21 protein-coding genes are annotated in these 25,350 nt (G+C 59.2%); 2 read left to right on the forward strand and 19 right to left on the reverse strand.

Going from position 1 to position 25,350, the window contains the following annotated elements; genetic code table 11:
• Positions 1-7: 7 nt before the first annotated feature.
• From ADU59_RS21435 to ADU59_RS21495, 13 genes are all read right to left on the reverse strand, one after another.
• Positions 8-1,240 (reverse strand): MFS transporter, encoded by a 1,233-nt coding sequence (locus ADU59_RS21435; protein ID WP_068956351.1) that lies wholly within the window; start codon positions 1,238-1,240, stop codon positions 8-10.
• A gap of 307 nt (positions 1,241-1,547) precedes the next feature.
• Entirely contained in the window at positions 1,548-2,402 is an 855-nt protein-coding gene (locus ADU59_RS21440; RefSeq protein WP_068956354.1) for an HpcH/HpaI aldolase family protein, read from the reverse strand.
• A 46-nt stretch (positions 2,403-2,448) separates the two neighbouring features.
• On the reverse strand, positions 2,449-3,468 hold the full coding sequence (locus tag ADU59_RS21445; RefSeq protein WP_068956356.1) for an amidohydrolase family protein: 1,020 nt from the start codon (positions 3,466-3,468) through the stop codon (positions 2,449-2,451).
• A 16-nt stretch (positions 3,469-3,484) separates the two neighbouring features.
• Positions 3,485-4,396, reverse strand: coding sequence for a substrate-binding domain-containing protein (locus ADU59_RS21450; protein WP_068956358.1), 912 nt, complete (start codon positions 4,394-4,396; stop codon positions 3,485-3,487).
• Between the two features lie 17 nt (positions 4,397-4,413).
• Positions 4,414-5,265 (reverse strand): amidohydrolase family protein, encoded by an 852-nt coding sequence (locus ADU59_RS21455; RefSeq protein ID WP_068956360.1) that lies wholly within the window; start codon positions 5,263-5,265, stop codon positions 4,414-4,416.
• 434 nt (positions 5,266-5,699) lie between these two features.
• Positions 5,700-6,956, reverse strand: a complete 1,257-nt coding sequence (locus ADU59_RS21460; RefSeq protein WP_244506480.1) for an MFS transporter — start codon at positions 6,954-6,956, stop codon at positions 5,700-5,702.
• 85 nt (positions 6,957-7,041) lie between these two features.
• Entirely contained in the window at positions 7,042-9,114 is a 2,073-nt protein-coding gene (locus ADU59_RS21465) for a tripartite tricarboxylate transporter permease (RefSeq protein WP_068956362.1), read from the reverse strand.
• Between the two features lie 121 nt (positions 9,115-9,235).
• On the reverse strand, positions 9,236-10,210 hold the full coding sequence (locus tag ADU59_RS21470; RefSeq protein ID WP_158515748.1) for a Bug family tripartite tricarboxylate transporter substrate binding protein: 975 nt from the start codon (positions 10,208-10,210) through the stop codon (positions 9,236-9,238).
• 110 nt (positions 10,211-10,320) lie between these two features.
• Positions 10,321-11,745 carry an MmgE/PrpD family protein gene (locus ADU59_RS21475; RefSeq protein WP_068956365.1) on the reverse strand — a complete coding sequence of 475 codons (1,425 nt, stop codon included), beginning with the start codon at positions 11,743-11,745 and terminating at the stop codon, positions 10,321-10,323.
• Between the two features lie 62 nt (positions 11,746-11,807).
• Entirely contained in the window at positions 11,808-13,478 is a 1,671-nt protein-coding gene (locus ADU59_RS21480; protein WP_068956367.1) for a thiamine pyrophosphate-binding protein, read from the reverse strand.
• Positions 13,475-14,974, reverse strand: coding sequence for a tripartite tricarboxylate transporter permease (locus tag ADU59_RS21485; RefSeq protein WP_068956369.1), 1,500 nt, complete (start codon positions 14,972-14,974; stop codon positions 13,475-13,477). The genes ADU59_RS21480 and ADU59_RS21485 overlap by 4 nt, the downstream gene beginning before the upstream one ends.
• Positions 14,975-14,979: 5 nt before the next feature.
• A complete protein-coding gene (locus tag ADU59_RS21490) occupies positions 14,980-15,471 on the reverse strand; it encodes a tripartite tricarboxylate transporter TctB family protein (RefSeq protein WP_068956370.1) in 492 nt (163 codons plus the stop codon).
• Positions 15,472-15,504: 33 nt separating this feature from the next.
• Positions 15,505-16,584 carry a tripartite tricarboxylate transporter substrate binding protein gene (locus ADU59_RS21495; RefSeq protein WP_139093203.1) on the reverse strand — a complete coding sequence of 360 codons (1,080 nt, stop codon included), beginning with the start codon at positions 16,582-16,584 and terminating at the stop codon, positions 15,505-15,507.
• A 259-nt stretch (positions 16,585-16,843) separates the two neighbouring features.
• Between ADU59_RS21495 and ADU59_RS21500 the strand changes: the two genes are divergently transcribed.
• Both ADU59_RS21500 and ADU59_RS30360 read left to right on the forward strand, forming a co-directional pair.
• Entirely contained in the window at positions 16,844-18,079 is a 1,236-nt protein-coding gene (locus ADU59_RS21500; RefSeq protein ID WP_068956374.1) for a LysR family transcriptional regulator, read from the forward strand.
• Between the two features lie 178 nt (positions 18,080-18,257).
• Positions 18,258-18,470: a hypothetical protein gene (locus ADU59_RS30360; protein ID WP_139093204.1), complete on the forward strand. Its 213-nt coding sequence runs from the start codon at positions 18,258-18,260 to the stop codon at positions 18,468-18,470.
• A gap of 72 nt (positions 18,471-18,542) precedes the next feature.
• On the opposite strand, the gene tcuB is transcribed toward ADU59_RS30360, so the two are convergent.
• From tcuB to ADU59_RS21530, 6 genes are all read right to left on the reverse strand, one after another.
• Entirely contained in the window at positions 18,543-19,703 is a 1,161-nt protein-coding gene (tcuB, locus tag ADU59_RS21505) for a tricarballylate utilization 4Fe-4S protein TcuB (protein ID WP_083198367.1), read from the reverse strand.
• Positions 19,690-21,111: an FAD-dependent tricarballylate dehydrogenase TcuA gene (gene tcuA, locus ADU59_RS21510; protein WP_068956375.1), complete on the reverse strand. Its 1,422-nt coding sequence runs from the start codon at positions 21,109-21,111 to the stop codon at positions 19,690-19,692. Before tcuA ends, tcuB begins: the two co-directional genes overlap by 14 nt.
• A gap of 79 nt (positions 21,112-21,190) precedes the next feature.
• Complete coding sequence (locus tag ADU59_RS21515; RefSeq protein ID WP_068956376.1) at positions 21,191-22,138, reverse strand: LysR family transcriptional regulator; 948 nt, start codon at positions 22,136-22,138, stop codon at positions 21,191-21,193.
• A gap of 203 nt (positions 22,139-22,341) precedes the next feature.
• On the reverse strand, positions 22,342-23,274 hold the full coding sequence (locus tag ADU59_RS21520) for a dihydrodipicolinate synthase family protein (RefSeq protein ID WP_068956377.1): 933 nt from the start codon (positions 23,272-23,274) through the stop codon (positions 22,342-22,344).
• 52 nt (positions 23,275-23,326) lie between these two features.
• Complete coding sequence (locus tag ADU59_RS21525) at positions 23,327-24,253, reverse strand: substrate-binding domain-containing protein (RefSeq protein WP_068956378.1); 927 nt, start codon at positions 24,251-24,253, stop codon at positions 23,327-23,329.
• A 30-nt stretch (positions 24,254-24,283) separates the two neighbouring features.
• Positions 24,284-25,345 (reverse strand): ABC transporter ATP-binding protein, encoded by a 1,062-nt coding sequence (locus ADU59_RS21530; protein ID WP_068956380.1) that lies wholly within the window; start codon positions 25,343-25,345, stop codon positions 24,284-24,286.
• Positions 25,346-25,350: the final 5 nt, after the last annotated feature.

Below are 25,350 nucleotides of genomic sequence, written 5' to 3' on the forward strand. Positions count from 1 at the left end.
CAATTCGTCATGGCTTGATTTCCCGGATACGGCGCGAGCGAATGGATATGGTCGTGGCAAACAGGACAATCACCAGAGCGGTACTGGCCACGGCATAGGGAGCGCCTATCAGCCCGGCGAGAGCTGCAGACATCGCAGCCCCCAGCTGGACGAGACCGCGGTTAAGCAACAGCATCGACATAACCCGACCGCGCATATGGTTGGGCGCGCGCATCTGCAGGATGGTGTTGTTGGATGCATTATAGGCGATCTGCATGGCGCCAACGCCCAGGAGAAGCACCGGCGCCAACGCCAGGATCGGGTTCAAGGCAAACGCGCAGAGCAGCACGCCGAACGCAACCAGAAATCCCAGCATGGCCCGCCCGGAGGCTGCGACCTTCGGCAGGGAGGCAAGCATGAGCGCGCCACAAACGGAACCGGCCGCCGCGCAGGAGGTCAGCAGCCCCAGTCCCTCGGGGCCGATGTGAAACACGGTGTGGGCAAAAAGCGCCAGGAGCGTGAGATAGGGTTGGCCGAAGAAGGTCGGCACGAGTGCTATGAGGAGGAGAAGGAGCATGGTCCTGTCCTGCCGGACGTATGCGATCCCCTCACCGATGCTTTGCCGAAGCGATAAATCCGAGACCGCGCGCGCAGCGGCCGGAAACTGCATCGCGCTCAGCGTCCACAACACCACCAGGAAACTGAGCCCGTTGAATAGAAAACACGCACCCGTTCCCAGCCAGGCAATGATCAGTCCGGCCAATGCCGGGCCAATGATCTTTGTCGTGTTCATTGTCAGCGAATTGAGCGCCACCGCGTTCGGCAGGTCGGCTGCGGGCACCAACTCGGGAATCAGCGAATGGCGTACCGGCAGGTTGAACGCGATGACGATTCCCCGCGCCGTGGCCACCGCCAGAATCGCCGGAATGCTCGCCTGCCCGGAAAAGATCATGCCGGCCAGTACGAATGCCAGCAGCATGGCGCAGCTCTGCGTCACCATCATCAGCCGCCGCCGCTCAAGCCTGTCAGCCATCGCGCCTCCGACAAGGGTAAAGATGAGAATCGGCAGTCCCCGACACAAATTGACCAGCGCAAGCTCGAACGGCGAGCCGCTGGTGACAACGACAAGCCAGTTGAGTGCGATCTGATCCATCCAGTCGCCGGTATTGGAGATCAGAGTACCAAGCCACATCAGCCGGTAATTGCGATGCGACAACGCAGAGAAGGTCTGCCGCCGCCACCGGGCCGTGAAATCCTTCACTTATCCCTCCGCCATTTCGACCCCTGCGGTAGCACCCGCCTCAACAGCCGGCAAAGGGTCCATCGTCATGCTTCCGGCGGCAAGGTGCTGCCGCAGGCTTGATTTCTACCCACCGGATCACCCGGACGTCACACGAGCCTCGAGCGCATACAAGGGGTTGCCGGTGTCCGGCATCTTCATGCAATTTTCAAGGCGTTCCCCATTCGGGGGCCAACTGCCGGTGCAGGAACAGCTTGGCCGTTCGCAAGGGCCGCGATTTAACGATCAAGCTTTGAAGATGGAGCAAGACGGACACATTTTCAGCTTTCTACGCCCGCCCTGCAAGTTTTTTCCCGGCTTCGAGCGCTGCGAACGTTCTAACCGGGGATGCCAGCAGGATACTGTACCCCTCTTCGATGACACGCTCGACATTCTTCGAGCCGACATGCGGATGGCCGACCGGTATGCCCCGCGCCTTGCAGGTCCGCACGATCTCGGCCATGGCCTCGATCACTTCTGGATGCTCGTACTCACGCGGATGTCCCAATTCCTGACTGAGGTCACCCTCGCCGATCAGCACCGCACCGATGCCCGGCACCTTCGTTAGCATCTCGTCGAGATTGGCGATGCCCTGCAGGTCCTCGATCATCAGGATGACCAGGATCTCGCCTTCGGGCGCGAGTGGCCATACATCCGCCCGGCGGTAATATTCCTTCGTATCTATGCCCCAGAAGCGTGCGGCGGTGCCGGGGCTGTCGCCGCGGATGCCGGAGGGTTCGAAAATCGGTGCGGTGTTTCGGCGCGGATAACGGCAGGCGGCAACGGCGTTATAGGCTTGCTCGGCGGTGCTGACATGCGGCCAGACGACACCGAATGCGCCCATATCCAGCGCCTGCTTGGCCATCCACTGATTCATCTCGCCACCATTGGCCGGAATCCGCACGATCGGCGTGACGCCGGGCGCCGGCGAACCGATGGACAGGATCTGCTTGCGGTTGAGCATGTATTGCAGCGTGTCGCGCAGCAAAGCTGCATCCCACGGGCGATGCTCCATCTCATAGATGACGCCGTCATAGCCGGCGGACGACACCCACAGGGCCGATTCCATATCGGCCGGTGCAAAGGTCCCGAATGCTCTTTGGCCCTGTTCCAGCGCCCCGATCACTCCGTTCAGTCTCGTCATGGTCTGTGACCTCCCTTCACCGGTGAAATTCTCTTGCCCGCGGGCATCAATTTGCCCCCACCAGCGCCTTGTCGAGACGCGGGAATACCTTGCGCGCGTTGCCCTCGTAGATCTTGTGGCGGTCCTCTTCCGACAGATGCGAAAGTTGGTCGACATAGCGCTTGGTGTCATCGAAGTGGTGACCGGTTTCGGGATCGACACTGCGCACGGCACCGATCATTTCGGATGCGAACAGAATGTTGTCGACGGGCAAGACGTTGGCGAGCAGTTCGACGCCTGGATAGTGATAGACACAGGTATCGAAATACACATTGTCCCGGATCATTTCCGCAAGCGGCGGCCGTTTCAGGTCTTGCGCCAGGCCCCGGTAGCGCCCCCAATGATACGGAACGGCACCACCCCCATGCGGGATGATGAAGCGAAGCGTCGGAAAATCCTTGAACAGGTCCGAGAGTATGAACTGCATGAATGCCGTGGTATCGCCATTGAGATAGTGCGCACCGGTGTGGTGGACGGCGGAGGTGCAGGACGAGCTGACATGCACCATCGCAGGCACATCGAGTTCGACCATCTTTTCGTACAGCGGATAGAAGGAGCGATCTGTGAGTGCGGGACCCTGCCAGTGACCGCCGGATGGATCCGGGTTGAGATTGCAGCCGATGAAGCCAAGCTCCGTTACACAGCGCTCGAGTTCAGCGACACAATTGCCCGCCGGCACGCCCGGCGACTGCGGCAGCTGGCAGACGCCGACGAAGCTCTTCGGAAACAGCGCGCAGACCTGGTGGATAAGATTGTTGGAGAGCCGCGACCAGCGTTGGCTCATCGCCTCGTCACCGAGGTGATGCCCCATCAGGCCGGCGATCGGTGAGAAGATCGTGACGTCCGTTCCCCGCTCCTCCTGCAGGCGCAGCTGCGCATCGACCAAGGTTTCGCGGATTTGGTCGTCGGAAAAGACCGGCTCTTCGGGCTCAGCCCCACCCTTCTCGAAGGCTTCGATCTGCGCTTTGCGGAAGTCGCGAAGCTGCTGCGGTGCCGTCGTGTAGTGTCCGTGACAATCAATGATCATGATATATCTTCCTGCCTCAATTGCCGAGGGCGCGCGTGGTGTCGTCAAAAAGCTCATCGACCGACATCTTTCGGCCAATGATCTTCTGCTGGAACGCATAGGTGATGATCGTCTCCAGCGCCGGGCGAAGTGCTTCGGTTCCAAACGGCCGCATCTGCAATCCGTCGACGGGCTTGGTATCGAGATCGCGGCTTTCCAGAAGCATGCGGTAGAGTTCACGCACCACGTCCGGCCGCTGCCGGGCAAGATCTTCGCTGACGACCGCCATGTGGTTCATCGGAATGACGTGGCGCCGCTCGTACCATTCCAGCGCATCCTTCTTCGGATTCGGGATCACGGTCTTCAGGCGTGGATCGTTCGGCATGTCGCTGCCAAGCATGGCCGCGTCCAGGTCACCGTCGAGCAGCATCTGCGAGAGCTTCTTGCCCTTCTGGGCGCGCTCCACGTTGGACGGATCGCTGAACTCGGCCAGATGCGCGTCTTCGAAACACACCCAGTGGACGGTCGCCGGATCGACGCCGTATTCGTTCTGCAGGATGCCGCGCACCCAGGCGCCGGTGGTCTGCGTATAGGACCGCACGCCAATCCTCTTGCCCGCGAGCTCACCCGGCGAAAGCGTACCACGGTCGGTGTTGTAGGCGATGCACTGATGCTGAAACCGGCCGCCGATGACTGCCGGTAGCAGGACCAGCGGCTTGCCGTAATACTTGGCCTGCAGGAACGTGACGATCGCCAGCTCGCCCCAGTCGAACCGGCCCTCCCGGACCATCGGCTTGAAGGAATTGTGAACCAGTTCCTGCTCCTCGTCGAAGTCGAAACTGACCAGATCGCTGCGGATAGCGCCGGACTTCAGGGATTTGGTACTGACATTGTCGGCCATCAGCGTATGAAGCTTGACAGGCCCGCTTGCGGGAAAATTTTTCGGCATGGGAACAGCTCCGACGGTTAAGCGAGTTTGGGGTAGAGAACCTCGGCGGTACCGCCCAGGATCCAGTTCTGGTCTTCTGCAGTCAGAGACTGGAAGTTCTCCCGCGCCCGTTCGACGATCTGTTTCAGCGTCCCCGACGAGGCAGGATAGTTCGATCCGAACGCGATGCGGTTTGCACCGAACTCGGATACCAGCCGCGGGAAGAATGTTTCCGGCGACGCCTTGCCGGAAGAGGCCAGATCGAAAGAGCGCGGGGTGACCTTCAGGTAGATGTTGGGATGGGCAGCAAGAGCAAACAGCGGTGCGGCGTTCGCATAGGGGGGCCCGTCCGTCGTGTCCATGCGTGCGAGATGGTCGAGGATGATCCGCGTGCCGGGGAACCGCTTGGCCAGCTCAACCAAAATCGGGAAGGCCGGGGCACGCCCCTGTATGCAGATCGGAGTGCCCGTCTCGCCGGCATAGTTCCAGACCGGGTAGGATCGCGGATCGTCGAGCCAGCTGAAGTCGAACTCCAGTTTGCTGCCGCCGGTGTAAAGGCGAAGCCCCGTAATGCCCCGCTTCATCCAGCCCTTCATCACGTCCACTGCATCGGGCGCAAGGACGTCCATGGTTCCGACGCCGGTGAACCGGTCCGGATACCGACTAACCGCGTCCGCGACGTAGGAATTGTTGTATCCATAGCATGTCGCAGCCTGCACCAGGGCGGAACTGGCAACGCCGGCCTCGTCCATCGCGGCAACCATGTCTTCCACCGTGACATGATGCTCCTTCGACCAATCCGACTGCATGCCGCCTATCGGCGAGCGCGGATAGCGGCTGTCATCGTCGGATATGATATGGGGATGGATGTCGTGAACCTTCTGAGGCATGGCCTTCGATCCTGTTGTCGTTTGCTCAATGATGGGGCGTCAGGGGCGAGGACAGGATCGCACGAGGCCGATACAACCTGCGCGCGCCATGTTTGACTGTGGCAAACATTGAACCTCCCTGATTTTTTGGAGTATGCCGGCCTGCAGATCACCACGCGCGACGGCGTCGCGGGTGGTGCCAGGATGACGTAACCGTTCCTTTTGAAGAATTTCTACACGTCCAGCCCGGAGAACAGCCAATCGGAACCGCCGCGATCTCCATAAGAAAATGCAAAAGGTCCGATCTGCGCAATGGTCCGCTCGGCACCGGGGAGGCGCAAAGCCGCATGAATTCAATGTGGGGTGATCCCGGGAAACGAACGTGAAAAAGCGCGTGTAAAACGCCGCGCGGGGCCGGTGGTGGTGCGGTAAATGCAGGTTCTAAGCAGCCGACATCACTGCAATCGGGATTCCACCAAATGGTCTCGCTGTCGCAGTCGCGGGAACATAAGCGCCCAGGCTACAGAAATGGCCACAGTGCCCAGCCCTCCCAGCAGAATCGCCGGAACGAGCCCAAAAAGCGCGGCGGTGATACCCGATTCGAACTCGCCGAGTTCGTTGGACGCACCGACAAACAAGGAATTGACGGCGGCGACCCGTCCACGCATCGCATCCGGAGTATCGCTTTGGACAAGTGTTTGACGAATCACCACGCTAAACACATCGGAGGCCCCGATCAGCCATAGAATAGCAAGCGAGAGGTAAAGGTTGGTCGACAGGCCCAGAGCGATCGTCGCCATGCCGAAAATGGTTGTCGCGGTAAACAGCTTCATCCCCGCGTGCCGCTCGATCGGCCTGTAGGACAAAAACAGGCCCAGCATCATGGAGCCCAGCGCTGGCATCGACCGCAGGATTCCGAGGCTGAGAGGGCCGGCATGCAAGAGTTCACTCGCAATGATCGGAAGCAGTGCGGTTGCGCCTCCCAGCAAAACAGAGAACAGATCCAACGATATCGCTCCCAGGACGACAGGCCTTTGCCATATGAAAACCAGTCCGGAAAAGACATCCGACAGCTTGACGGGATCTCTCGGTGGCCCCTCGGAAGGTCGACGGATCATGAGATTTAACCCGCTTGCCACGAGGAAAAACAGAGCTGCACAGGCAAAAGGGGCCCATGGTCCGGCGACATAGAGGAAGCCACCCAATGCAGGTCCCCCGACCGCGGCAAACTGTCCCGTGGTGGAGGACAGCCCGACCACCCGGCTGAATTGCTCGCGACGGACCAGATTGGCGACCATGGCCTGGGCCGCCGGCCCGGCAAACCCTCTTGCAACGCCCGATACGATGAAAAGAGCATAGATGGGGGTAACAACAACACTCGGCAAAAGGACGATATAGACAAGCCCCAAGGACGTCAGACCGTTGACAACCAAACAGACTGCCATGATCACGCGCCTGTCATAGCGGTCGGCGGCGAGACCGGAGACCAATGTCAGCAGCAGTTTGGGCGCAAAGGCAGCAAGACCAACCAGGCCAAGCGCCCATGCGCTCCGCGTCACATCATAGATCAGCCAGCCAACGGCAACGTTGCCGATCTGGGTCGCAGAAACCCAGAGGAAGCGGCTTATCAAAAACAAGACGACATCTGGATTGGACAGCGGCGAGAGGTTGACTGGCAGAGTATCGCTCGCATGGTCCGACAATTCGTTCACCTGTTCAGCAATCCTTGTTGCGCATCGGCATCGAACGCCTATCCACGCCGTTGGCATCAACAATAATCTCATACCAACGGACTGTTTACATCGATGGAACCACCTGCAGGATTGGGATCAGCTGGCCGAAATACGTCTGCGGCCAAGCCAATGCCAGCAACTGGTCGAAAACGACATAGACGAACAGTGTCATACCTGTCGCCATCGCCAGCACGAGGCTCCACCGTTCCCGTGCCTCCAGCCGCATGAAGGAAATGACGAACAGCGGGATGGTCGGCAGGATGCCGATCAATGCCATCGAGAACAGGAATGACAGCAGCCATGCACCGAAACGAAGGGCCCGACCCAGAATCTCCATATTGGAGAGACCTTCGTTTTCCTCGACAATGTCCATATGGAGAGCGGCACCAACATCGGCTTTGGCATCATCGAGCCCGGACGCAGGACGTGCACCGCGCCGAAACACCGCGTTCAGCAGGGAAAGACCAACTGCGGCAAGGGCAGTTCCCGTAACGATCCTGGGAACGAGCGATGTGGTGGAGGGCCAACCGACGGTCATGAAGATCAGATAGACGAGCCCGCAGATCAGGAGCAGAGGGAAAAGATCGGAGGGCGCGAAGCGGGCGCGTCCAAGTGCCGGCCCCTGCTGACCCTCGCCACGACGACGATCAAGCAGTGTGCGGATGAAAGGCCGCAATATGCCCAGCAGTGCGATCCCGAGGATGACGGCCACCATGGGATGAAGCAGCCAGTCGGCACCATAGAGACGGATCGAAATAAACAGCTGTCTTTCGATGGTATCGCCGAGAACGACGCCGAGGATGAGCGGCGCACGCGGCCACCGCAGTCGCTTCATCGTCCAGCCGACGGTCCCGAATACCAGGAGCGCGATCAGGTCGCCCCACTGGCGGGACCCCTCAAACGCACCGATGAAAATGATGCAGATGACGATCGGCAGGATCAGCGTGTAACGAAGCGTTGCAAGCCTGGCGAACTGGCTGCTGAAGGCGTAGCAAAGTCCGGCGCCGACGATATTGGCAATCGCTATGCTCCAGACCATGGAATAGGTGATGCTAAGGTTTTTCGTCAGCATGTCCGGGCCAGGGACAAGTCCCTGCGACAGGAAGGCGCCCAGAATGATGGCCATGCCGGCAGTACCTGGAATGCCAAAGGCGATCATCGTGATCAGCGACCCGCCTTCCTTGGCGTTGTTGGCGCTCTCGGACGCGATGACGCCCCGCACATCGCCGGTTCCAAATGTTTTCTGTCCATCCTTGACCGAGCGTGCAGCGTGGGCGTAGGCGACCCAATCGACTACAGCTCCGCCAATACCGGGAATCGCGCCCAGCGACGTCCCGATCCAGCTACAGCGAAGGATAAGCCACCAGTTTCTGAAACAATCGACCGCTCCCTCCCAGATCTTGTGGTTGACGTCGTGTTTCGGTTTACCCTGCAGGGAATGCCTCGCGATCGCCATGTCGCACAGTTCCGGAAGGGCGAAGAGGCCGAGCGTCAGCGGCACGAGTGGGATCCCCTCCCAGAGGTAAAGGCTTTCGAACGTCCAGCGAAACGTGCCGGTCCGCGGCTCCGATCCGATCATTGAAATCATGATACCGATCGACGCTGCGGCAAGGCCGCGTAGTGGCGTGCTGCTGCTGAGTGCAGCGACCATGGAGAGGCCGAGGATGGAAATGGCAAGCATCTCCGGTGTGCCTATGTAAAGCATGATGGGACGAAGCACAGGAACAGCGAGGCCAAGCAACGCGGCGCCGAATAGCCCTCCCATCAGCGACGACATGTAGGCAGCGCTCAGTGCCCGGCCGGCCTCGCCGCGCTTGGCCATCGGCAAGCCGTCCAGCACCGTCGCGGCCGATCCGGCTCCCCCCGGCACCCCGAACAGAATGGCAGGGATAGGATCGCCGGTGGATGTCGTCGCCCCAAGCCCGAGCAGAAATGCGAAGGCGGTGTAGGGATCCATGGTGAACGTAAAAGGCAGCAACAACGCCGTTCCGGCCAATCCGCCAATTCCTGGAATGATCCCCAGAATGACACCCAGAAATGCTGCGAAACACAGGATCGCAAGACGCATGGGATCCATAATGATGATCAGCGCGTCCCAAGCCGCGGCCAACATACTGACACTGGTAGTGGCATCCATAATCAAATCCTTGACTGAAAATACTGCGCAAGCTCGACAGTGCCGCGTTCTGACGAGACGCCGGGCCGCCAACGGTCGTCCGGCCGCAATCGCCGGCCGGACGTTGGCTGGAGCAATCAGATTACTGCGGCTTCAGGAGAGTCTTGACCGACGCAACGACATCCTCTGGTGCGCTGTAAAGCTTATCGACGATGTCCTTGATTTCCTCGCCCTTCAGCAATTCGACCGTCGCATTCTGTTTGGCAAGCTCGGTCTTGAACTCCGGGTCCAGCGCTGCCGCTTCGAATGCGGTCCGCAGTGCTTCAAGGCGGTCGGCTGGAACCTCTGGCGGGGCAGCAACAGGCCGACCGGCCTGCAATGGAAGGAACATAAACTCGAACAGTGCCTTCGCCTTCGGATCCTTGACATAGTCGAGGATCATCGGGACATTCGGGATTGCCTGGTTCCGCTCCACGCCCATCTGGGCGACAACGTTGATCTTGCCGTCGCGAAGCCAGCTGGCGTCGTTGCCGCTCAACAGGCTGGTGACCGTCAGGGCTCTGCCCTGAACCTCGCCACGCTCCATCGCCAAAGCGATCTCGTCATTGCCCTTGTAACCCGGGACGATGTCGATCTTGCCGCCGAGATACTCGTTGATGATGGCCGGGAACGTCCGGTTCTCGTTGTTGAAGGATGTGGCCCCAATAGTCATCGGCTTGGTGAACAGGTCATCGATCGTCTTGACCTGCGCATTCTGCCACGTCACGAGCGCATAGGATTCCTTGTTCAAACTTCCGAGCCAGCTGACAGCCCGAGGATCGAAGGCGATTTTCTCCGCCGAGACCAGCGGCAAATACAGGTTGTTCCGCTGCAGCACGGCAACGACTGTCCCGTCGCGTGGTTCGCTGTTCTGCAATTGAGCCGCTGCTGCCAAGCCCCCCGCGCCCGGAATATTTGACACGATGACATTGGGTTGCCCCGGCAAGTGCTTGGAAAAATATTTGACGAAAGACCGCGCATAAAGATCTGCTCCGCCACCCGGCGATGCGCTGACGATCAGGGTGACGGTCTTGCCCTTGTAGAATTCCTCCGGATTCTCGGCGTGACCGGTACTCATGCAGAGCATCGTTGACATAAAAACCAACGCAGACCTGCCTACAGTTTGTAGAAACCTCATTTCATTCCTCCCTGTTAAACACGACTGGCATCAAGCAGCCTACCGGCTGCTCACGCCCTGGCGTGGGATGCTATCATCCCCATGATCGGGGTGATGGACGTCTGATGACGCAAGTCGAGCAAAGCGTCGGCGAGACGGGTCTGCTCCTCGCGATTCATGAATTCACTGGTGATATTGACGAATTTCTCGATGACGGGACCTTGGTTCAGTCCACGATCCGCAAACGAGTGCCCTGGCGGGAAAAGGCACTCGGTCTCGACTGTCTCGCCGCCCGCGAGGTGGACCTTGAGCTGGCACGGCATCGCGCCGGGCGCCCGTTGGCCAAGTTCTTCGGAAACCGAGAGCCTGACCTTGGCGGTCAGCGCTTTGGTCGCCGGCTCGTTCCAGCGCTCATTGGCGAATTGCCTGGGCGTAAGCTCGCCATCGATCAATACCACCGCCGGCAGGAACGTAAAACTGTGGTCCGCCGTCTCGCGGGTCGATGGGGTCAGCCTGGGAACTTCCGCCTGCTGCTTCCTGATGATGGGCAGGTCGGCCATGATAACGTCGATGGCCTCAATCCGGTCTATGCGGTCCTTCAGTCTTGCATGCGCATCGAGTGCTGCGACCACCTCCGATTGGGCCGTGCCGATACAGGCGAAAGTCTTTACATGGGAATTCATGATGTAAAGCGAATCCTCGACGGGTGCCCACAGGCCTGCAAGACCGCGCGACGGATCGAAGACCGACTCCAGGCCCCATTTGTGGTCGAGAATCTGCCTGGGACCGGTCATGCCCTTGGCGGCCAAAAGCGCGGACTGCACACCCTGCTGCGCCGTAAAGGCGCCGACCATGTTCTTTGCGCCCGAAAGTTCGCCGTAGCGCACGATCGACGGGGTCACGCAGCGCGCTGCCGCAAGGGCCAGCGCGTTTGTCTGCTGAACGGTATCGAGTTTCAAAAGGCGGCCAGCCATGGCCGCAGTAACGAGCCCCGAGGCACTGGTCCCATCCCAGACCGAGGAATAGGGCATGAGGTTGCGCAGCCGGCGGAACAGTTCATACCCCATCATGATGGCGGTGAGCACGTCACGGCCGGGAGAGCCAAGCATCTCGCCGACAGCAAGTGCCGCCGCGAGGCTGTCGCTGCAATGGCCACCGACATGCAGTTTACCTTCCTTCATGATAAACTGGACGTCATTAAAATCGAGGGAGCGCACCAGCGCGCAGTTCAGCAATGTCGCATTGAGAACCGAGGTGCGGAACGGAAAGCCGATGGCGGTGCAGGTCGGGTTGCCGCCCAGTTCCTGAACCAGCTCGGCGACGCGAAGCGGCGAACCGGCATCACGACTGGCAAAGGCGCAGCCGATCGAATCCAGAGTGATCAGTTCCGCCTGACGCAAGGCAAGGTTTGTGACATAGGCGTCTTCGGTCTTCAGCGTCCAGGCGGCCAACCTGGCAATGGACGAGGCCTCAAGCTTTGGTGTGTGTTCGTTCATAGACTTCTTTCGCTTTCCATTTTAGGCGCTTGCAGCACCAATCGAGTTTCCAAAATGTTGGATCATTTGTGAACGTGAGCCCGCATAACGGGCGTCGTCACGTTGTCGGCAATATGGATGTCCCAGAGCTCGGCCTGATCGGCGGTTCGGAACGCTTCGAACAATGCCGGAAACTGATCGAGCTCATGGATCTTTGCACCGCGCAGGCCAAAGCCGCGCGCCATGGCGGATAGATCACCGCGACCGAACACGGCGCCCTCATCGCTGATACCATCCGCCCGCATCTTGTGAATTTCGGAACCGTATGCCCCGTCGTTCAGCACGCATATCAGCAGCCTGAGGCCGAGCCTGCGGACCGTTTCGAGTTCCTGCGCATGCATCATCAAACTGCCGTCGCCGTCGATCAGAACGACCGTCTTCTCCGGCTTGGCAACGGCAACACCGATGGCATAGGAAAGGCCGTTTCCGATCGCGCCGAATTCCCGGATGACATTGAAATTCTCGGGCTTCCGGCCGCGCAATTGTGCCGCGAAATATGCGCAATGCCCCGAACTGTTGACGATCTCCCAATCCTTTGGAATGACCATATCGATTGCGGCGACCGCATCGCGTGGGTCGATGAGACCAGGTTGGGTCGCAAACTCGGTGCCGTCCGCCGTCAGATCGGCGATTTCGGTCGCGATCGCAGCAGTTCGCCAGCCGGGATCGAGGCGATCCGAAGGCAAACGGTCGATAATGGCGCGCAGACCTTCTCCCGCATCGGCGTGCAGGTAGATATCCGCGGCTTTGCGTCCATGTTTCAAGCCGACCGGTCTCGTATCGATCTGGATCACCTTCGCATTCTGGAACAGCCTGCCGCTGTCAGCCGTAAAATAGCTCAGGCTGGCGCCGACGCAGACGAGAAGGTCCGTCTCGTGAAGAAGCGTCTTGCCGGCCGCTCTGGCATAGCCGCCGGAAATGCCGATGCCGAAGGGATGATGATCGAACATCCCGCGCGTCGGCAGGGTCGTCGCCAGCATGCCGCCGCAAGCGTCGGCAAGCTCTTCGCACGCCGCGCGCGCGCCAGCGTGCAACGCGCCCTTGCCTGCGAGGACCACGATTTTCCTGGCTGTTGCTATTGCAGCAACTGCTTTGCCGACGTCCTCGGGATTGGGCAGAATTTTCGAGAAGTGGGGGATAAAACCTGCGGATGGTTTGTAGGAGAATGATGCGCCCAACGACTGCTGCTGAAGGTCCAGCGGAACGCCGAGAACCACTGGCCGGCGTTCTGTGCGTGCGACAAAGAACGCATCGCGGACGTAGTCGGTCATGCGCGCCAGACTACGCCCGGCGATATAATGCGCCCCTGTCGCCGTGACCAGCGGTGCCTGGTCGATAGACTGATTGTAGAAAGCGGCCTTGATCGGCCCTTCGCCTGCAAACACCACCAGAGGCACGCGAGCCTGAACCGCCGTGGCAAGAGCCGTCATCGTCTGCGTCAGGCCTGGGCCACACGTGACAGACGCGACGCCGACGTTGCCGGTCGCATTGCTGTACATGGTTGCCATGGCGCAGGCACAATGCTCGTGCCGGGCATAGACGCCCCGCACACCCAAGGTCGTCAGGCTTGCTGCCCAGTGCATATTGCCGTCGCCAAGCAGGGCAAAAAGCACATTCGTTCCCTCCGCGTGAAACGCCGATGCTAGCGCTTCGTACACGAACGGGTACGGAGAAATATCACTTGGTCGGGTCATTGTGCTCCATGCTCCGAAGATTGGCGGCGCCACGGGATAAAGGGGATGGCGAAAACCAGAACACTGAGAAAAAGCAGGCTTGCCGCGATGGGACTGCCTACCAGGAAGCCGAGATCGCCCCCCGAGATAGTCATCGACTGGCGTAGGGATTTTTCCAGCAGGCTACCCAGAATGATGGACAGAACGAGTGGCGGAATCGGAATACTCAGCTTGCGCATGACGTATCCCAGCGCTCCAAACCCCAGAGCCAGGTAAAGTTCGACCATGCTTTCATTCAGCGAATAGACGCCGATGCCGGCAACAACGAGGACGAGCGGCATCAGGATGCCAGCCGGAACATAGAGGATGCGTACGAAGAGCATGATCAGCGGCAAGTTCAAAACGAAGAGGATGACGTTGCCGATATACATGCTGTCGATCAGCCCCCAGACGACGTCGGGGTTCTTCGCGAACAGTTCGGGGCCGGGCTGGATACCATAGATCAGGAACGCGCCGAGCAGAATGGCAGTCGATGCGGACCCGGGCAGCCCGAGTGCCAGGAGAGGCACGAAAGCGCCCGTGGCGGCGGCGTTGTTGGCCGTTTCAGGGCCTGCCACGCCCTCGATCATTCCCGTACCGAATAGTTCCGGCTGTTTCGATAGCCCACGCTCAAGGCTATAGGACAGGATGGTGGCTATGGTAGCGCCACCGCCCGGCAAGATCCCCTTAAAGAAACCGATGAGACTGCCTCGCAGGATCGGCATGCGGGAACGGCGCCATTCTTCACGGGTGAGCCATAACGAACCGCTGACGCCGACAATCTGGGTCTCGCCCTTCATCACCTGTTCCAAGGTAACGAGAACCTCCGAAATAGCGAAAAGGCCCACTGCTGCAACGATGAAGCCGACACCGTCCTGCAGTTCGAGAACACCAGCGGTAAAACGCGCGGTACCGCTCTGCAAATCGATGCCGATGGACGAAAGCATCAGGCCGAGAAAAACCGCGAAGGCCGCTTTCGGCAGCGATGATCCCGTCAACGACGTGACCGACGCCATCGAGAACAGCAATAGCGCGAAATATTCGGCCGGGCCGATCTTCAAGGCAAAGTGCGACAGCGGCACCGCCAGCAAGCTCAACAAAATGACGCTGATCGTTCCTGCGATGAATGAACCGATCGCCGATACCGCGAGTGCCGCACCGCCACGGCCATTCTGGGCCATCCGGTAGCCGTCCAGCGTCGTCATGATCGACGAGGCCTCACCCGGTGTGTTGATCAGGATGGAGGTGGTGGAACCACCATATTGCGCGCCGTAATAAAGACCAGCCAGCATGATGATTGCCGATGCCGGCTCCATGCCGAACGTTGCCGGGATAAGCAAAGCCATTCCCGCTGCCGGGCCAAGGCCAGGCAACACGCCCACCACGGTGCCCATAATGCAGCCAAGGAATGCGTAGCCCAGATTGACAGGGGCGAGCGCAACCGCAAAGCCATCGAGAAAGGACGTAAAATGCTCCATATCATCTATCCCATTGCCAGGATGCCGACAGGCAGCCTGGCCCCAAGAAGCGTCGCGAGCAGCACATAAGCAGCGATCGGAAAGAGGGTCGCGACAGCCAGGTTCACCAACCAGCGTCGATGATTCGTGAACGACAGGAAAGCCAAGAGAAATAGGCCCGTCGACAGAATAAAACCCAACCGCTCAAGCAGGAGGTAATAGCCAGTGAGGAGACACAGCGTCAGAACGGCAGTGCCCGTTAGTCCGCCGTCAGCGTTGCGGGTCTCTGTCGAAGAAACGTCGGCATTACGCCTTGTTTGCACGATCACATGTTCGAACAGGAGCGCGATACAAGAAAGACCCAACCCCGCCGCAATGAGATAGGGAACCGCGCGCGGCCCCATGGGATCGCTAAAGGCCGGTGTCCGGAGCTGTGAGGCCAAAACTGCATAGCCGACAACAAAAATGCTTCCAACAGCAGCTAGGATTAGCCGCGATCTCCCTGCCATCATGGACATTGCCGTTCACCGTATTCGTTGTGGGATCGAGGCTTATTTCGATTCCATCCCCAAGAGCTTCAGATAGTCGCGAAATTGCTGATCCATCTGGGCCAAGAACGTCTCGCTGCCAACGGAATCGAGATAGCGCGCCGTGAAGATTTCCTCTTCCGCACTCTTCTTGTAGGCATCGGACGTCATGAAATCTGCAAAGGATTTCTGCCAGAAGTCGACCTGTTCTTTTGTCAGTTCGGGCGGTGCGATGATCCCACGCCATGCAGAGACAGACACATCGTACCCCGCCTCTTTCCATGTCGGTACAGCCGCCAGAATACCGCCGGCGCGGTGATCTGCAGCAAGCGCGATAATCCGTAATTCCTTCGATCTGACGAATTGCATCATTGAGCCGGGGGGCGTGACGACAACTGCAACATGTCCGCCGAGTGCGGCCGTGATGCCTTCGCTTCCAGACTCGAAGCTGACAGCCTTCAGCGACTGAATATCGGCACCAACGGCCTGCGCGAGCAGAACCGCCGCCATATGGTTGGCCGTTCCCAGGCCACTCGATACCGAAAAACTGACTGACGATGGATCGCTTTTAAGCCTGCTTGCCAGATCGGCCGCATCCTTGATCGGAGAATCGGACTTCACCGCAAAGACCATAGGCTCTTCGTAAAGGATCGAGATTGCGCTGAAGTCCGTGTACTTCAATTCCGACCTGCCAAGCAGGTTATTGGAGATCAGCAGCGTATTGACCGCCATCAGATAGTGCGGGTCTGCCGCGTGGCTCTTGACGTAAGCGAGCGCCACGGCATGCCCGCCACCGGGTTTGGGCAGAACAATACTTTCATTGGCGATCAGCCCCGCCGACTTCAGCCAGCCTTCGGCAAGCCTTGCCATCCGGTCCATTGCACCGCCGGGTGCATTGCCGATGACGATTTCCACCGGCTTGTCAGGCTTCCAGTCCTGCGCGATCGAGGCGCCGGCCGTCACAAACAGACTGGCAATGGTCACGGCACCGAAGGCAAAGCTCCGGGCCTTGTGCTTCAAAAGCATCTCCAAAATCTCCTCCCGTGATGGTCTTTTGCCTCGAATGCAGAACATCCGGTGAGGAACTAGCCATCTGGTGATCAATCAACCTCCGGACCATTCATTTCGCAAATTCAAACTGCGTGGCAGCATATAAGAAAAAGCTTCAGGGTTTTTCTGCCGGGTTGCGGACCAGGCTTCTTTGGGTCACACTTGGAATGGACAAACGCACCATCAGGGCCAACGTTCGGGAGGACACAGGCCGGAAAGTGGCAATCGCGCAGCCTATGGATATGAGGATCCTGGTGTGGTGGCCATAACTTAGGCGTGTGTGGGAGGAGGGTCGTGGTATTGGAATTATCTGATGGTCACCGTGAGTGACGAAGAAAGCGGTGTGTCCGAAATCTTCTCGGTTCCGAATATCCGCCATCTCAGAATAATGGAATCCGTCGCCCGCAACGCCAGCATCAGTCGCGCGGCTATCGAAGTGAGTTTGTCTCAACCCGCAGTGACGCAGGCCATCGCAAAGATGGAGGCTTCTGTGGGCAGGCCGCTGTTCGATAGGGCCGCGAACGGCTCTTATCTGACCGCTGCGGGCGATGTGTTCTTGCATCGAGTCAAACGCTTCCTCGACCAAAGCGACCGGGCCATCCGCGACCTTCATCCCGGGGACGGCGATCGTGCCTCTGCCAGACACATCACCAGCACACAGATTCGCTGCCTGCTCTCTATTGCCAGAAGCACATCGTTTTCCCAAGCGGCACGTACCGTTGGCATCTCGACCGCCTCGCTGCACAGGGCAGCACGGGAGATGGAGGCAAACGTCCGTAAACCGCTCTATAAATCGTCGAAATACGGTTTGACGCTGACCAGCGAGGGGGCCGAGCTGGCCCGAAAGCTGGGCCTTGCCACACGGGAGATCGAAGCGGCCGAAGATGACATTCGCTATCTGGACGGCGTCGAGAGTGGCAAGATCGTCATCGGCGCGCTGCCGATGTCGGGCGCTTACCTGATCGGCGCCACAATAGCGGATCTGACCAGCCAGTTCCCGGAGGCTCGCGTCTATGTCACGAACTCACCCTACGGTGTCCTCCTGAACAGCCTGCGAACCGGCGCGATCGACATTATTTTCGGGGTTCTTCGACGGCCGGAATGGGCTGTCGATCTCGAAGAAGAAGCACTTTTTTCCGATCCGTACTGTATTATCGGACGGGCAGGACACCCGTTGGCGTCGCAAGCAGCAGTTTCCACGTCTGATTTGCTCGACTACGAATGGATCATTCCGGGAGCGGGCACACCACGCAGAAGACAGTATGACGCGCTGTTCGACGATATGCACCGACGCCCCCGGATTACCCTGGAAACGAGTTCACTTTCGACGATTCGCTCCGTTATTGCCTGCAGCGACCGGCTGACTTTGGTGAACAGGCATGAGGTCGAAACGGAGGAGCGGTTGAAGCTTCTCAGCGTTCTCCACTGGACCTCCAATTTTCCACCGCTGGCCAAAGGGATCACGACCCGCTCCAACTGGCTGCCAACCCCGATACAACAGCGTTTTATGAACTTGCTGCGCATGCGTGCAGGTCAGGCACCGGTTTAGCTTCCGGACAGTTCACCGCGATTATCCAAAACGCGAAGGGACTATTCCCCGCAACCGGCAGGCTGCCTGCGTGCCCCTGGAAAATTCATACCTTGCGGCGATGAGCGCTCTTACAACTTGGCTCCCGGTCTACAGCCACGAATGCTCGCGACAACAACAGCAGGATCAGGAGTAAAGCGTGACCAAAATCGCCCATGCCGCGCGGACGGCCTGCCTCGACATAAAGCGCAGGCAATCGTTTTATGCCCCGGCGGCAAAGACCAGAAGCCCATGTAACCTGGCGTCGGCAACCGCGGCACGCAGGGACGGAGCAACCGTTTTGGTCATTGATGCAGACATGGCTGTATTCTCAGCCGGCATCACGGGATTCGGAGCGATCCTGAACAGCTGAGGCGCGGTAACTCCAGTCTCCTAAATCCGCTCCGAATGGACAACCTCCGAAGAGCTCACACCTGGAAAGTCGTTACTCGCTTCCAGCCTGAACCGGATTTGGTCGCCTCTTCTCGATCGCGTGTTTGAGCAATGCCGCGCAGCGGAACACCCCGTGGGCGAACTTGCCGTAAGGCAACGTCACGAACAGACCCATTACAAAGCCCAGATGAACGGCAAGAAGGAGCGGCATAGCCGCGCTCTCGCGCCATGCCAATAAAATCAGGCCGGTCAGGCTGACAAGAAAGAGAAGTGCAATGAACCCACGGTCCATGGACTTCTGTGTCTCATCCGTTTGCATCGGATTTCTGCGCAAATGCAGCCACATGAGACCTGCAGGACCGACAAGCAGGCCGACACCTCCAGCCGTGCCTAACAGCACCGGAGCGCTGAAGATGGGGTAAGGGGCTTCCATCGCAAACAGGTAGTGATAGAGCGTCGCGATGGAGGTCGATGCGAAGCACAACATGAAACCGTAAAACGTGAAATGATGGAACCGTTTACGCCATAGGGTGAATGCGTCGTCCTCATTGTTGCAACCGTCGCGATGACCGCCGTCAAGATATTTCAACGTCAGCGCGGACGTCGCGGCCTCGCCGAAGGCACTGGACAAGGACACCGGCCTTCCCGGCTCGGAAACCTCTCGCCAGAAGCGAACGACACCGATAGCGAGAGCCAGAATCGAAAAGCCGCTGGCCGCTCCAAAAAGGACGGCAAGCAGATTGTGCGGGAAAATTGCATAGAAATCCGCTTCGAGTGCCGGGACGAAAAGGCTGCCCTTCATGAGGATCGCAGCGATGAGAAATGCCGCAACGCCGAGGCTGACCGCCAGCGCGACGGTCAGGCCATTGCGCTTGTAAAGCTGACCAAATGATTTCGGGAAAGCATATTTGATATAGGTATCTTTTCTGACCCGCGCCAACGCCTGGGGGACATTCACCCCAAACTCATGCGGTGGAGCATACTGACAGGCGTAAAGGCAGGCCGAACAGTTATGGCAAAGGTTGGCAAGATAATGTGCGTCGGCCACATTGAAGTCGAGCCGGCGTGTCATGGCCGGAAAGACGGCACAGAAACTCTCACAATAGCGGCACGCATTGCAGATATGAAGGACGCGATCGACCTCCGCCGCATTCGCATCCAGCTCGCTTTCAGCCTGGGCTGCAAGGTTCATCAGATCGTCAATGACGGCCATAGTTTTTGCCTCTCATGAGTGACCTGCCCTGTGCCGCAGCGGCGGCGCTCGTCCCAGCTATGCGGCCGAAAGCCGTTCCGATGCTCATGCCGACGCCGGCGGTGTAACCCTTGCCAAGCACATTGCCAGCCATCATTTCACCGGCCACGAAGAGGTTCGGACTTGCGCGATCGGCGAACCGCACAGCGGCTGTCTCATCGACTTTCAGGGACAGGTAGGTGAAGGTGATGCCGGGGCGTAGTGCATAGGCATAGAATGGAGGCGCATCGATCGGCAGCGCCCAATGCGTCTTTGCCGGTTGGATGCCCTCGGTCCGGCAATCGTCAAGGATCGTATGGTTGAAGCTCCCCGGTTTGCAGGCAGCGTTATAGGCATCCAGACTGCGCATGAAAGAGTCTACCGGCAATCCGAGCTTTGCCGCCAATTCCGGCAGGGTTGCGGCCGTCACGCCCGGAAAGACCGGCGGCATGAAGCGCCCGATGACCTTCCTGTCGATGATCGAATAGCCGATTTGCCCAGGCTGCTGGGCAACCAGGCGCCCCCATATGGCGTAGCGTTTGGGCCAGAAGTCCTCACCCTCATCGTAGAACCGCTCGCCATGCTTGTTCACGACCACGCCAAGCGACACGCAGTCGATGCGCGTACAGATACCTCCGTCGTAAAGCGGCGCACGGGCGTCGATCGCGACGCAATGACCTTGCGAGGGATCTCCGATCGTATCGGCACCCGCTTTCATCATCTCTTTCAGGAGCGCACCCTGATTGTAGCGTGTCCCGCGAATGAGAAAGTTGTCGGCTGGCCATTCTCCAAGGTCATTACGGCCCCACGCCTCGCGCAGCCAAGCGCGGTTCGATTCGAAACCGCCGGAGGCGATCACGCACGTCTTGGCCGTAAAGCGTTCTCCACCTTCCGTGATGGCGGCCACGAACCTGTCGCCGTCCAGTTCCATCGTCGCGACGGGTGTTTCATAGCGCACCTTCACGCCAAGCTTTTCGGCGCTGCGATAATAGGCATTGATCAGCGCCTTGCCGCCGCCCATGAAGAATGCGTTGGTTCGCGCGGTGTGAAGCGCGCCGGACAGGGACGGCTGGAAGCGCACGCCGTGGCTCCGCATCCAGCCCCGGCAGTTCGACGAGGCGCGAATGATGAGACGGGCGAGATACTCGTTCGTCTCACCTCCGGTAACCTTCAGAAGATCCTGCCAGAATTCCTCTTCCGGATAGGCTTCCACCAGCACATCTTGCGGAGCATCGTGCATGCAGCGCAGATTGCGCGTGTGCTGGGAGTTCCCGCCGCGCCATTCCTTGGGCGATGCCTCCAGCATCAGAACCGAAGCCCCCGCTTCACGGGCCATGAGAGCCGCACACAACGCAGCGTTTCCGCCACCAATGACCAGTACGTCGTACACGACCCGTTCCTCCCGTGGATTCGAGCAATCCTTAGAGAAGCGAAGAGACGGTGGCCATCGTGTCAGCCTGAAGAGGCCTTCATGATTCGTGAAGGGTCGTGCCGAGCCAGCGGCCTTCGCGGACCAACCAGCCAACAGTCTTTCGCAATTGTGCACGCAGGGCGAGAGCGGCAGGCGACAGCTCATGTTCAGGCAGGCTTGCCAGTAAATTCGTCCGGTAAACACTCTCATCCGCGACCGGCCGCACATTAAACACACCCACTGCCGAGCGAGAGAGGGCCGCGCCCGGCTGTATCGTGTAACCGAGCCGGTTCGACACCGCCTCCATGATAACAGCCAGCGAGTCGATTTCCATGATGATACGAGGACTGACATTCGCACTGGCGAAGGCACGGTCGAGGCTTACCCTGAGACCGTGACTTCGGCTGGGGAGAATGAGCGGCAGCAAGGCCGCTTCCGCAAGCGTGACCGGGCTTTTCGACTGCGACACCTCCATCGTATCAATCGAGTTCGCGACGGCGCCGAACAGGAACAAGCTTTCATCGAGCAGCGGGATCGCCTCGCTGCGGGCAAAGGTGACGGATTCGGTATTGAAGAGAACGGCAAGGTCGATCTGCCGCGCCTTCAGCATCCCGGCGAGGTGCCCGGACATTCCTTCGACCAGCTGTAGCCGGATAAGCGGATATCGCCGCGCCATCGCTTCGATCAACGGCATCGCCAGGACAGAGGCCGTTGTGGGCGCAAGGCCGAGCGCAACGACCCCGGTCAGACGCGCGCCCTGTGCGGCGGCCGAAGCCGCATCCACGTGACGCAAGGCCAGCATCGCATGCTGGCAGAAAGCGGCACCCGCCTCGGTCGGCGAAACCCCGCCAGCTCCGCGCACCAGAAGTCGCGTGGAAAGTTCACCTTCCAGACGGCTGATCTGCTGGCTGAGAGCCGATGTCGCCATGCCCAGTTCAGCGGCGGCCTTGCCCATGCTCCCGCACTCAATAGCCATGACAAGATACTTGAGCTGTCTCAGTTCCACCCCATTCTCCTGACGACATCACCTCAAGCGTCTTTAACGCCTTGGTTGCGGTATTACGAACAAAATCGCGAAAGTGTCTTGGCCGATTTGAAACTCTTCGACGGCACAAGCATGGTCATCCCGAGAGACCGGGCCGAAAATCTTTTGGATCTGTTGTGGAACCAAGGGCCTTCGCCGCATGGTGGCAAAGGCACTTGCTGTCGTCAATCTCGGGCGGACAACGGCGCCGGCAGGCCAGGAATGCCGAGCGCGACGATTTCCTGCACCCGGCGCTCCACGTCCTCGGCGCTGACTTCCACCCGCGGCGCGCGGACATGCCCGCCCGGAAAACCGAAGGCGTTCATCAGGGGCTTCATCGAGCGATTGTTGCCGCCACCGGACTTGTTGAATATCTCCGCCAGCCGCATCAATTGGCTATAGGAAGTACCGAAGAGATCGTAGTCCTTTGCCTGCCACCCGGTAATGACCGACTGAACCAAGCTCGGCATGAAATTACCTTCGCCGCCCATGAAACCGTTGCCGCCCATAGCCAGGGTATTGGGCGCAATCGCAGGACCTGCATTGTGGATCTCCAGCCGGTCGCCAAGGCGATGGATCAGCTGGGCATGATAGCTCATATCCAGACCGCCATAGGCAATGCCGGCGATCTGCGGAAACCGATTGGCCAGTTTTTCGATCAGGCCGAGTGGCAGTGAATAGCCGGCGGAGCGCGGATGGCAGGACAGATAGATATTCAGAGACGTCGCCTCGATCACGGTGGAGTAATAGAGTTCAAGCTCGACCTCGCTCGGCTTCGAGCCATGCCCCATGTCGAGCGAGAAGATCTGGGCGTTGGCGATGCCTGATTTTTCGACCTGGCGCATGAATTGCACCATTTCGCCGGACTTGCGCGGTTCGCATCCCATGGCGCGATAGGAAACCTTCCCCTCCAGTTCCTCATAGGAAATGGCAAGCACCCGATCCAGCTCTTCCGGGGTCAGCGTATAGGCTTCGCTGCTGGCGCTGCCGGCGACGTAAACCGCACAACCGGCGTCGCTGAGCCGCCTGAGCTGCGTGCGGTAGCCCTGTTCGTCGATGCTGCCATCTTCGTTGAACGGAATGCTGCTGATGACGACGACGCTGAGTGTCTTGCTCATGAATGACTGATCCTGTCTGATATCCGGCTGGGCTGGAACTGCTGGCCGGGGATTACGGTGTGAAAAATTCTTCGAGCGTTATCTGCCGACCGGAAAGCCCCTGGCCGTAATGGTGACGCAGGAAGGTTTTGAGCGACGCCTCTTCACCTTTTCCAAGTCCGTACAGCGGCACGACCGGAACCTTGTCCTGCGGCGATCGCGGCTGCCATATCTGCCGGGTGCCACCGATCGCCGCGACCAGAGCCTGCGTCAGCGAGCGGGCAAGATCGGGATCGTTGCGGACGAGTTCCTTGCGCACGCCGAAGACGTGCTGGATAGGGCATATATCCGTCTTTTCGAAATAGTCTCGTTCGACCGCTTCGTGGTTGGCGATGAGGCGCCGGACTTTGCCCGGATGTTCGACGAAACATCCCGGCTTGTGCGGATTGATGAGAACATCGATCTCGCCGTCGAGAAGCATGGTGGAAAGGTCTTTATCCGGCGCGGCATTCTCCAGCGCCACATTGGACGGCGGCTCGAAAAAATGCCGGATCGGCGACTTGGAGCTTTCACGCTTGGCAACGATCCATTTTACCGCGGAGGGCGCAATGCCATATTCGTCTTCAAGCAGGGCACGTGCCCAGGTATGACCTGTATGATCGTATTCCGACATTCCGATTGTGCAGCCGGCGATCTGCGACGGGTTCTGAAATGGCGAATCTGAGCGGACATAGAAGGTCGGATGCGGAAAGACACGCGAGAAATAATAGGGGATGGCAACGAGATCGCCTTCACCTTTCGCCTTCATCCTGACGTAGCGCGCGATGGACATTTCAGCGGCATCGAGCGTCTCGTCCTCGAACGCCCTGGAATACATTTCACCGGGCGCTAGAGGATCGAGCATCACATCATATCCCGAAAGCTTCAGGCCGCTTGAGAAAACGGCCTTGTGCGGGGCGGTATCGCTGAGAGCAATTTTGAGAGGAATGAATGTTCCCATGTAAACTCCGAGAAAATTGAGCTGTTACGGTCAGTTGGCAGGCATAGGAATGACGTCTTCCGGCGCCACCCGCACAAATACATTGGCGCCCGGCTCTAGCTCGAGCTGGGACCGAGAGACGATCCTGGTCGGCCCGACATCGATGGCATATTCCGTGTGCTCGCCCAGATAGATGAGATTCGCCACCTGCCCCCGGACCTCGTTTGGAGATCCTGTCGGCGCTCTGGAAAGCTTCACCCGTTCCGGCCTGATCGCAACCTGCGCGGCCCCCTTGGACGCACTGAGCGGCAAACTCGAACTCAGCTTGAAACCATTGCCCAGATCGATCGTGGCCCCCTCTGCGGCATTCTCGGTCATGGTACCGTTCAGAAAGGTTGCGCTGCCGATGAATTCGGCGACCGCCCTCGTAGCCGGACGCGCATAGATCGTTCGGGGCGCTGCTTCCTGCTCGATCTTTCCATTTTTCATGAAGATGATCTTGTCGGCGAGCGCCATCGCCTCCGACTGGTCATGTGTGATGTAGACGGCCGTCATGTTCAGTTCCTTGATCAGCTTGCGCAGCTCGTTGCGCATCTGCTCGCGCAGCTTGGCGTCGAGATTGCTCAGAGGTTCGTCGAGGAGGATCACCTTCGGCCGTGCTGCCGCACTTCTGGCAAGCGCGATGCGCTGCTGCTGTCCGCCGCTCAACGTGGAAGGATAGCGGTCCTCCGTTCCGGACAAACCGACCAGCGCCAGCGCATCGCGCACTTTCCGACGTTTCTCGTCGTCGCTGAGTTTGCCCAATCCATAGGCGATGTTTCCGTACACGGTCTTGTGCGGCCACAACGCATAGGACTGGAACATCATGCCCAGGTGGCGATGCTCCGGCGGGATATTGACGTTCGCATCGAACATGGTCTTGCCGTCGATGACGATCGATCCGCTCGTTGGCTGCTCGAGCCCCGAGATACAGCGCAGGGTTGTGGTCTTGCCGCAGCCGCTGGCGCCCAGGATAACCAGAATCTCTCCTGGGGCGACCGTGAAAGAAACGTCGTCGATGACATTGGCACCACCGAATGTCTTGATGAGAGACGTTACCTTGATATTTGACATTGGGT

It is taken from the genome of Pararhizobium polonicum, assembly GCF_001687365.1.
GTDB lineage: Bacteria > Pseudomonadota > Alphaproteobacteria > Rhizobiales > Rhizobiaceae > Pararhizobium > Pararhizobium polonicum.

Coding starts and splice junctions, on each gene's coding strand:
- ADU59_RS21440 (WP_068956354.1), bottom strand. CDS start 2,402: ATGACGAGACTGAACGGAGTGATCGGGGCGCTGGAACAGGGCCAAAGA.
- ADU59_RS21445 (WP_068956356.1), bottom strand. CDS start 3,468: ATGATCATTGATTGTCACGGACACTACACGACGGCACCGCAGCAGCTT.
- ADU59_RS21450 (WP_068956358.1), bottom strand. CDS start 4,396: ATGCCGAAAAATTTTCCCGCAAGCGGGCCTGTCAAGCTTCATACGCTG.
- ADU59_RS21455 (WP_068956360.1), bottom strand. CDS start 5,265: ATGCCTCAGAAGGTTCACGACATCCATCCCCATATCATATCCGACGAT.
- ADU59_RS21465 (WP_068956362.1), bottom strand. CDS start 9,114: ATGGATGCCACTACCAGTGTCAGTATGTTGGCCGCGGCTTGGGACGCG.
- ADU59_RS21470 (WP_158515748.1), bottom strand. CDS start 10,210: ATGAGTACCGGTCACGCCGAGAATCCGGAGGAATTCTACAAGGGCAAG.
- ADU59_RS21475 (WP_068956365.1), bottom strand. CDS start 11,745: ATGAACGAACACACACCAAAGCTTGAGGCCTCGTCCATTGCCAGGTTG.
- ADU59_RS21480 (WP_068956367.1), bottom strand. CDS start 13,478: ATGACCCGACCAAGTGATATTTCTCCGTACCCGTTCGTGTACGAAGCG.
- ADU59_RS21485 (WP_068956369.1), bottom strand. CDS start 14,974: ATGGAGCATTTTACGTCCTTTCTCGATGGCTTTGCGGTTGCGCTCGCC.
- ADU59_RS21490 (WP_068956370.1), bottom strand. CDS start 15,471: ATGTCCATGATGGCAGGGAGATCGCGGCTAATCCTAGCTGCTGTTGGA.
- ADU59_RS21500 (WP_068956374.1), top strand. CDS start 16,844: ATGGTCACCGTGAGTGACGAAGAAAGCGGTGTGTCCGAAATCTTCTCG.
- tcuB (WP_083198367.1), bottom strand. CDS start 19,703: ATGGCCGTCATTGACGATCTGATGAACCTTGCAGCCCAGGCTGAAAGC.
- ADU59_RS21520 (WP_068956377.1), bottom strand. CDS start 23,274: ATGAGCAAGACACTCAGCGTCGTCGTCATCAGCAGCATTCCGTTCAAC.
- ADU59_RS21525 (WP_068956378.1), bottom strand. CDS start 24,253: ATGGGAACATTCATTCCTCTCAAAATTGCTCTCAGCGATACCGCCCCG.
- ADU59_RS21530 (WP_068956380.1), bottom strand. CDS start 25,345: ATGTCAAATATCAAGGTAACGTCTCTCATCAAGACATTCGGTGGTGCC.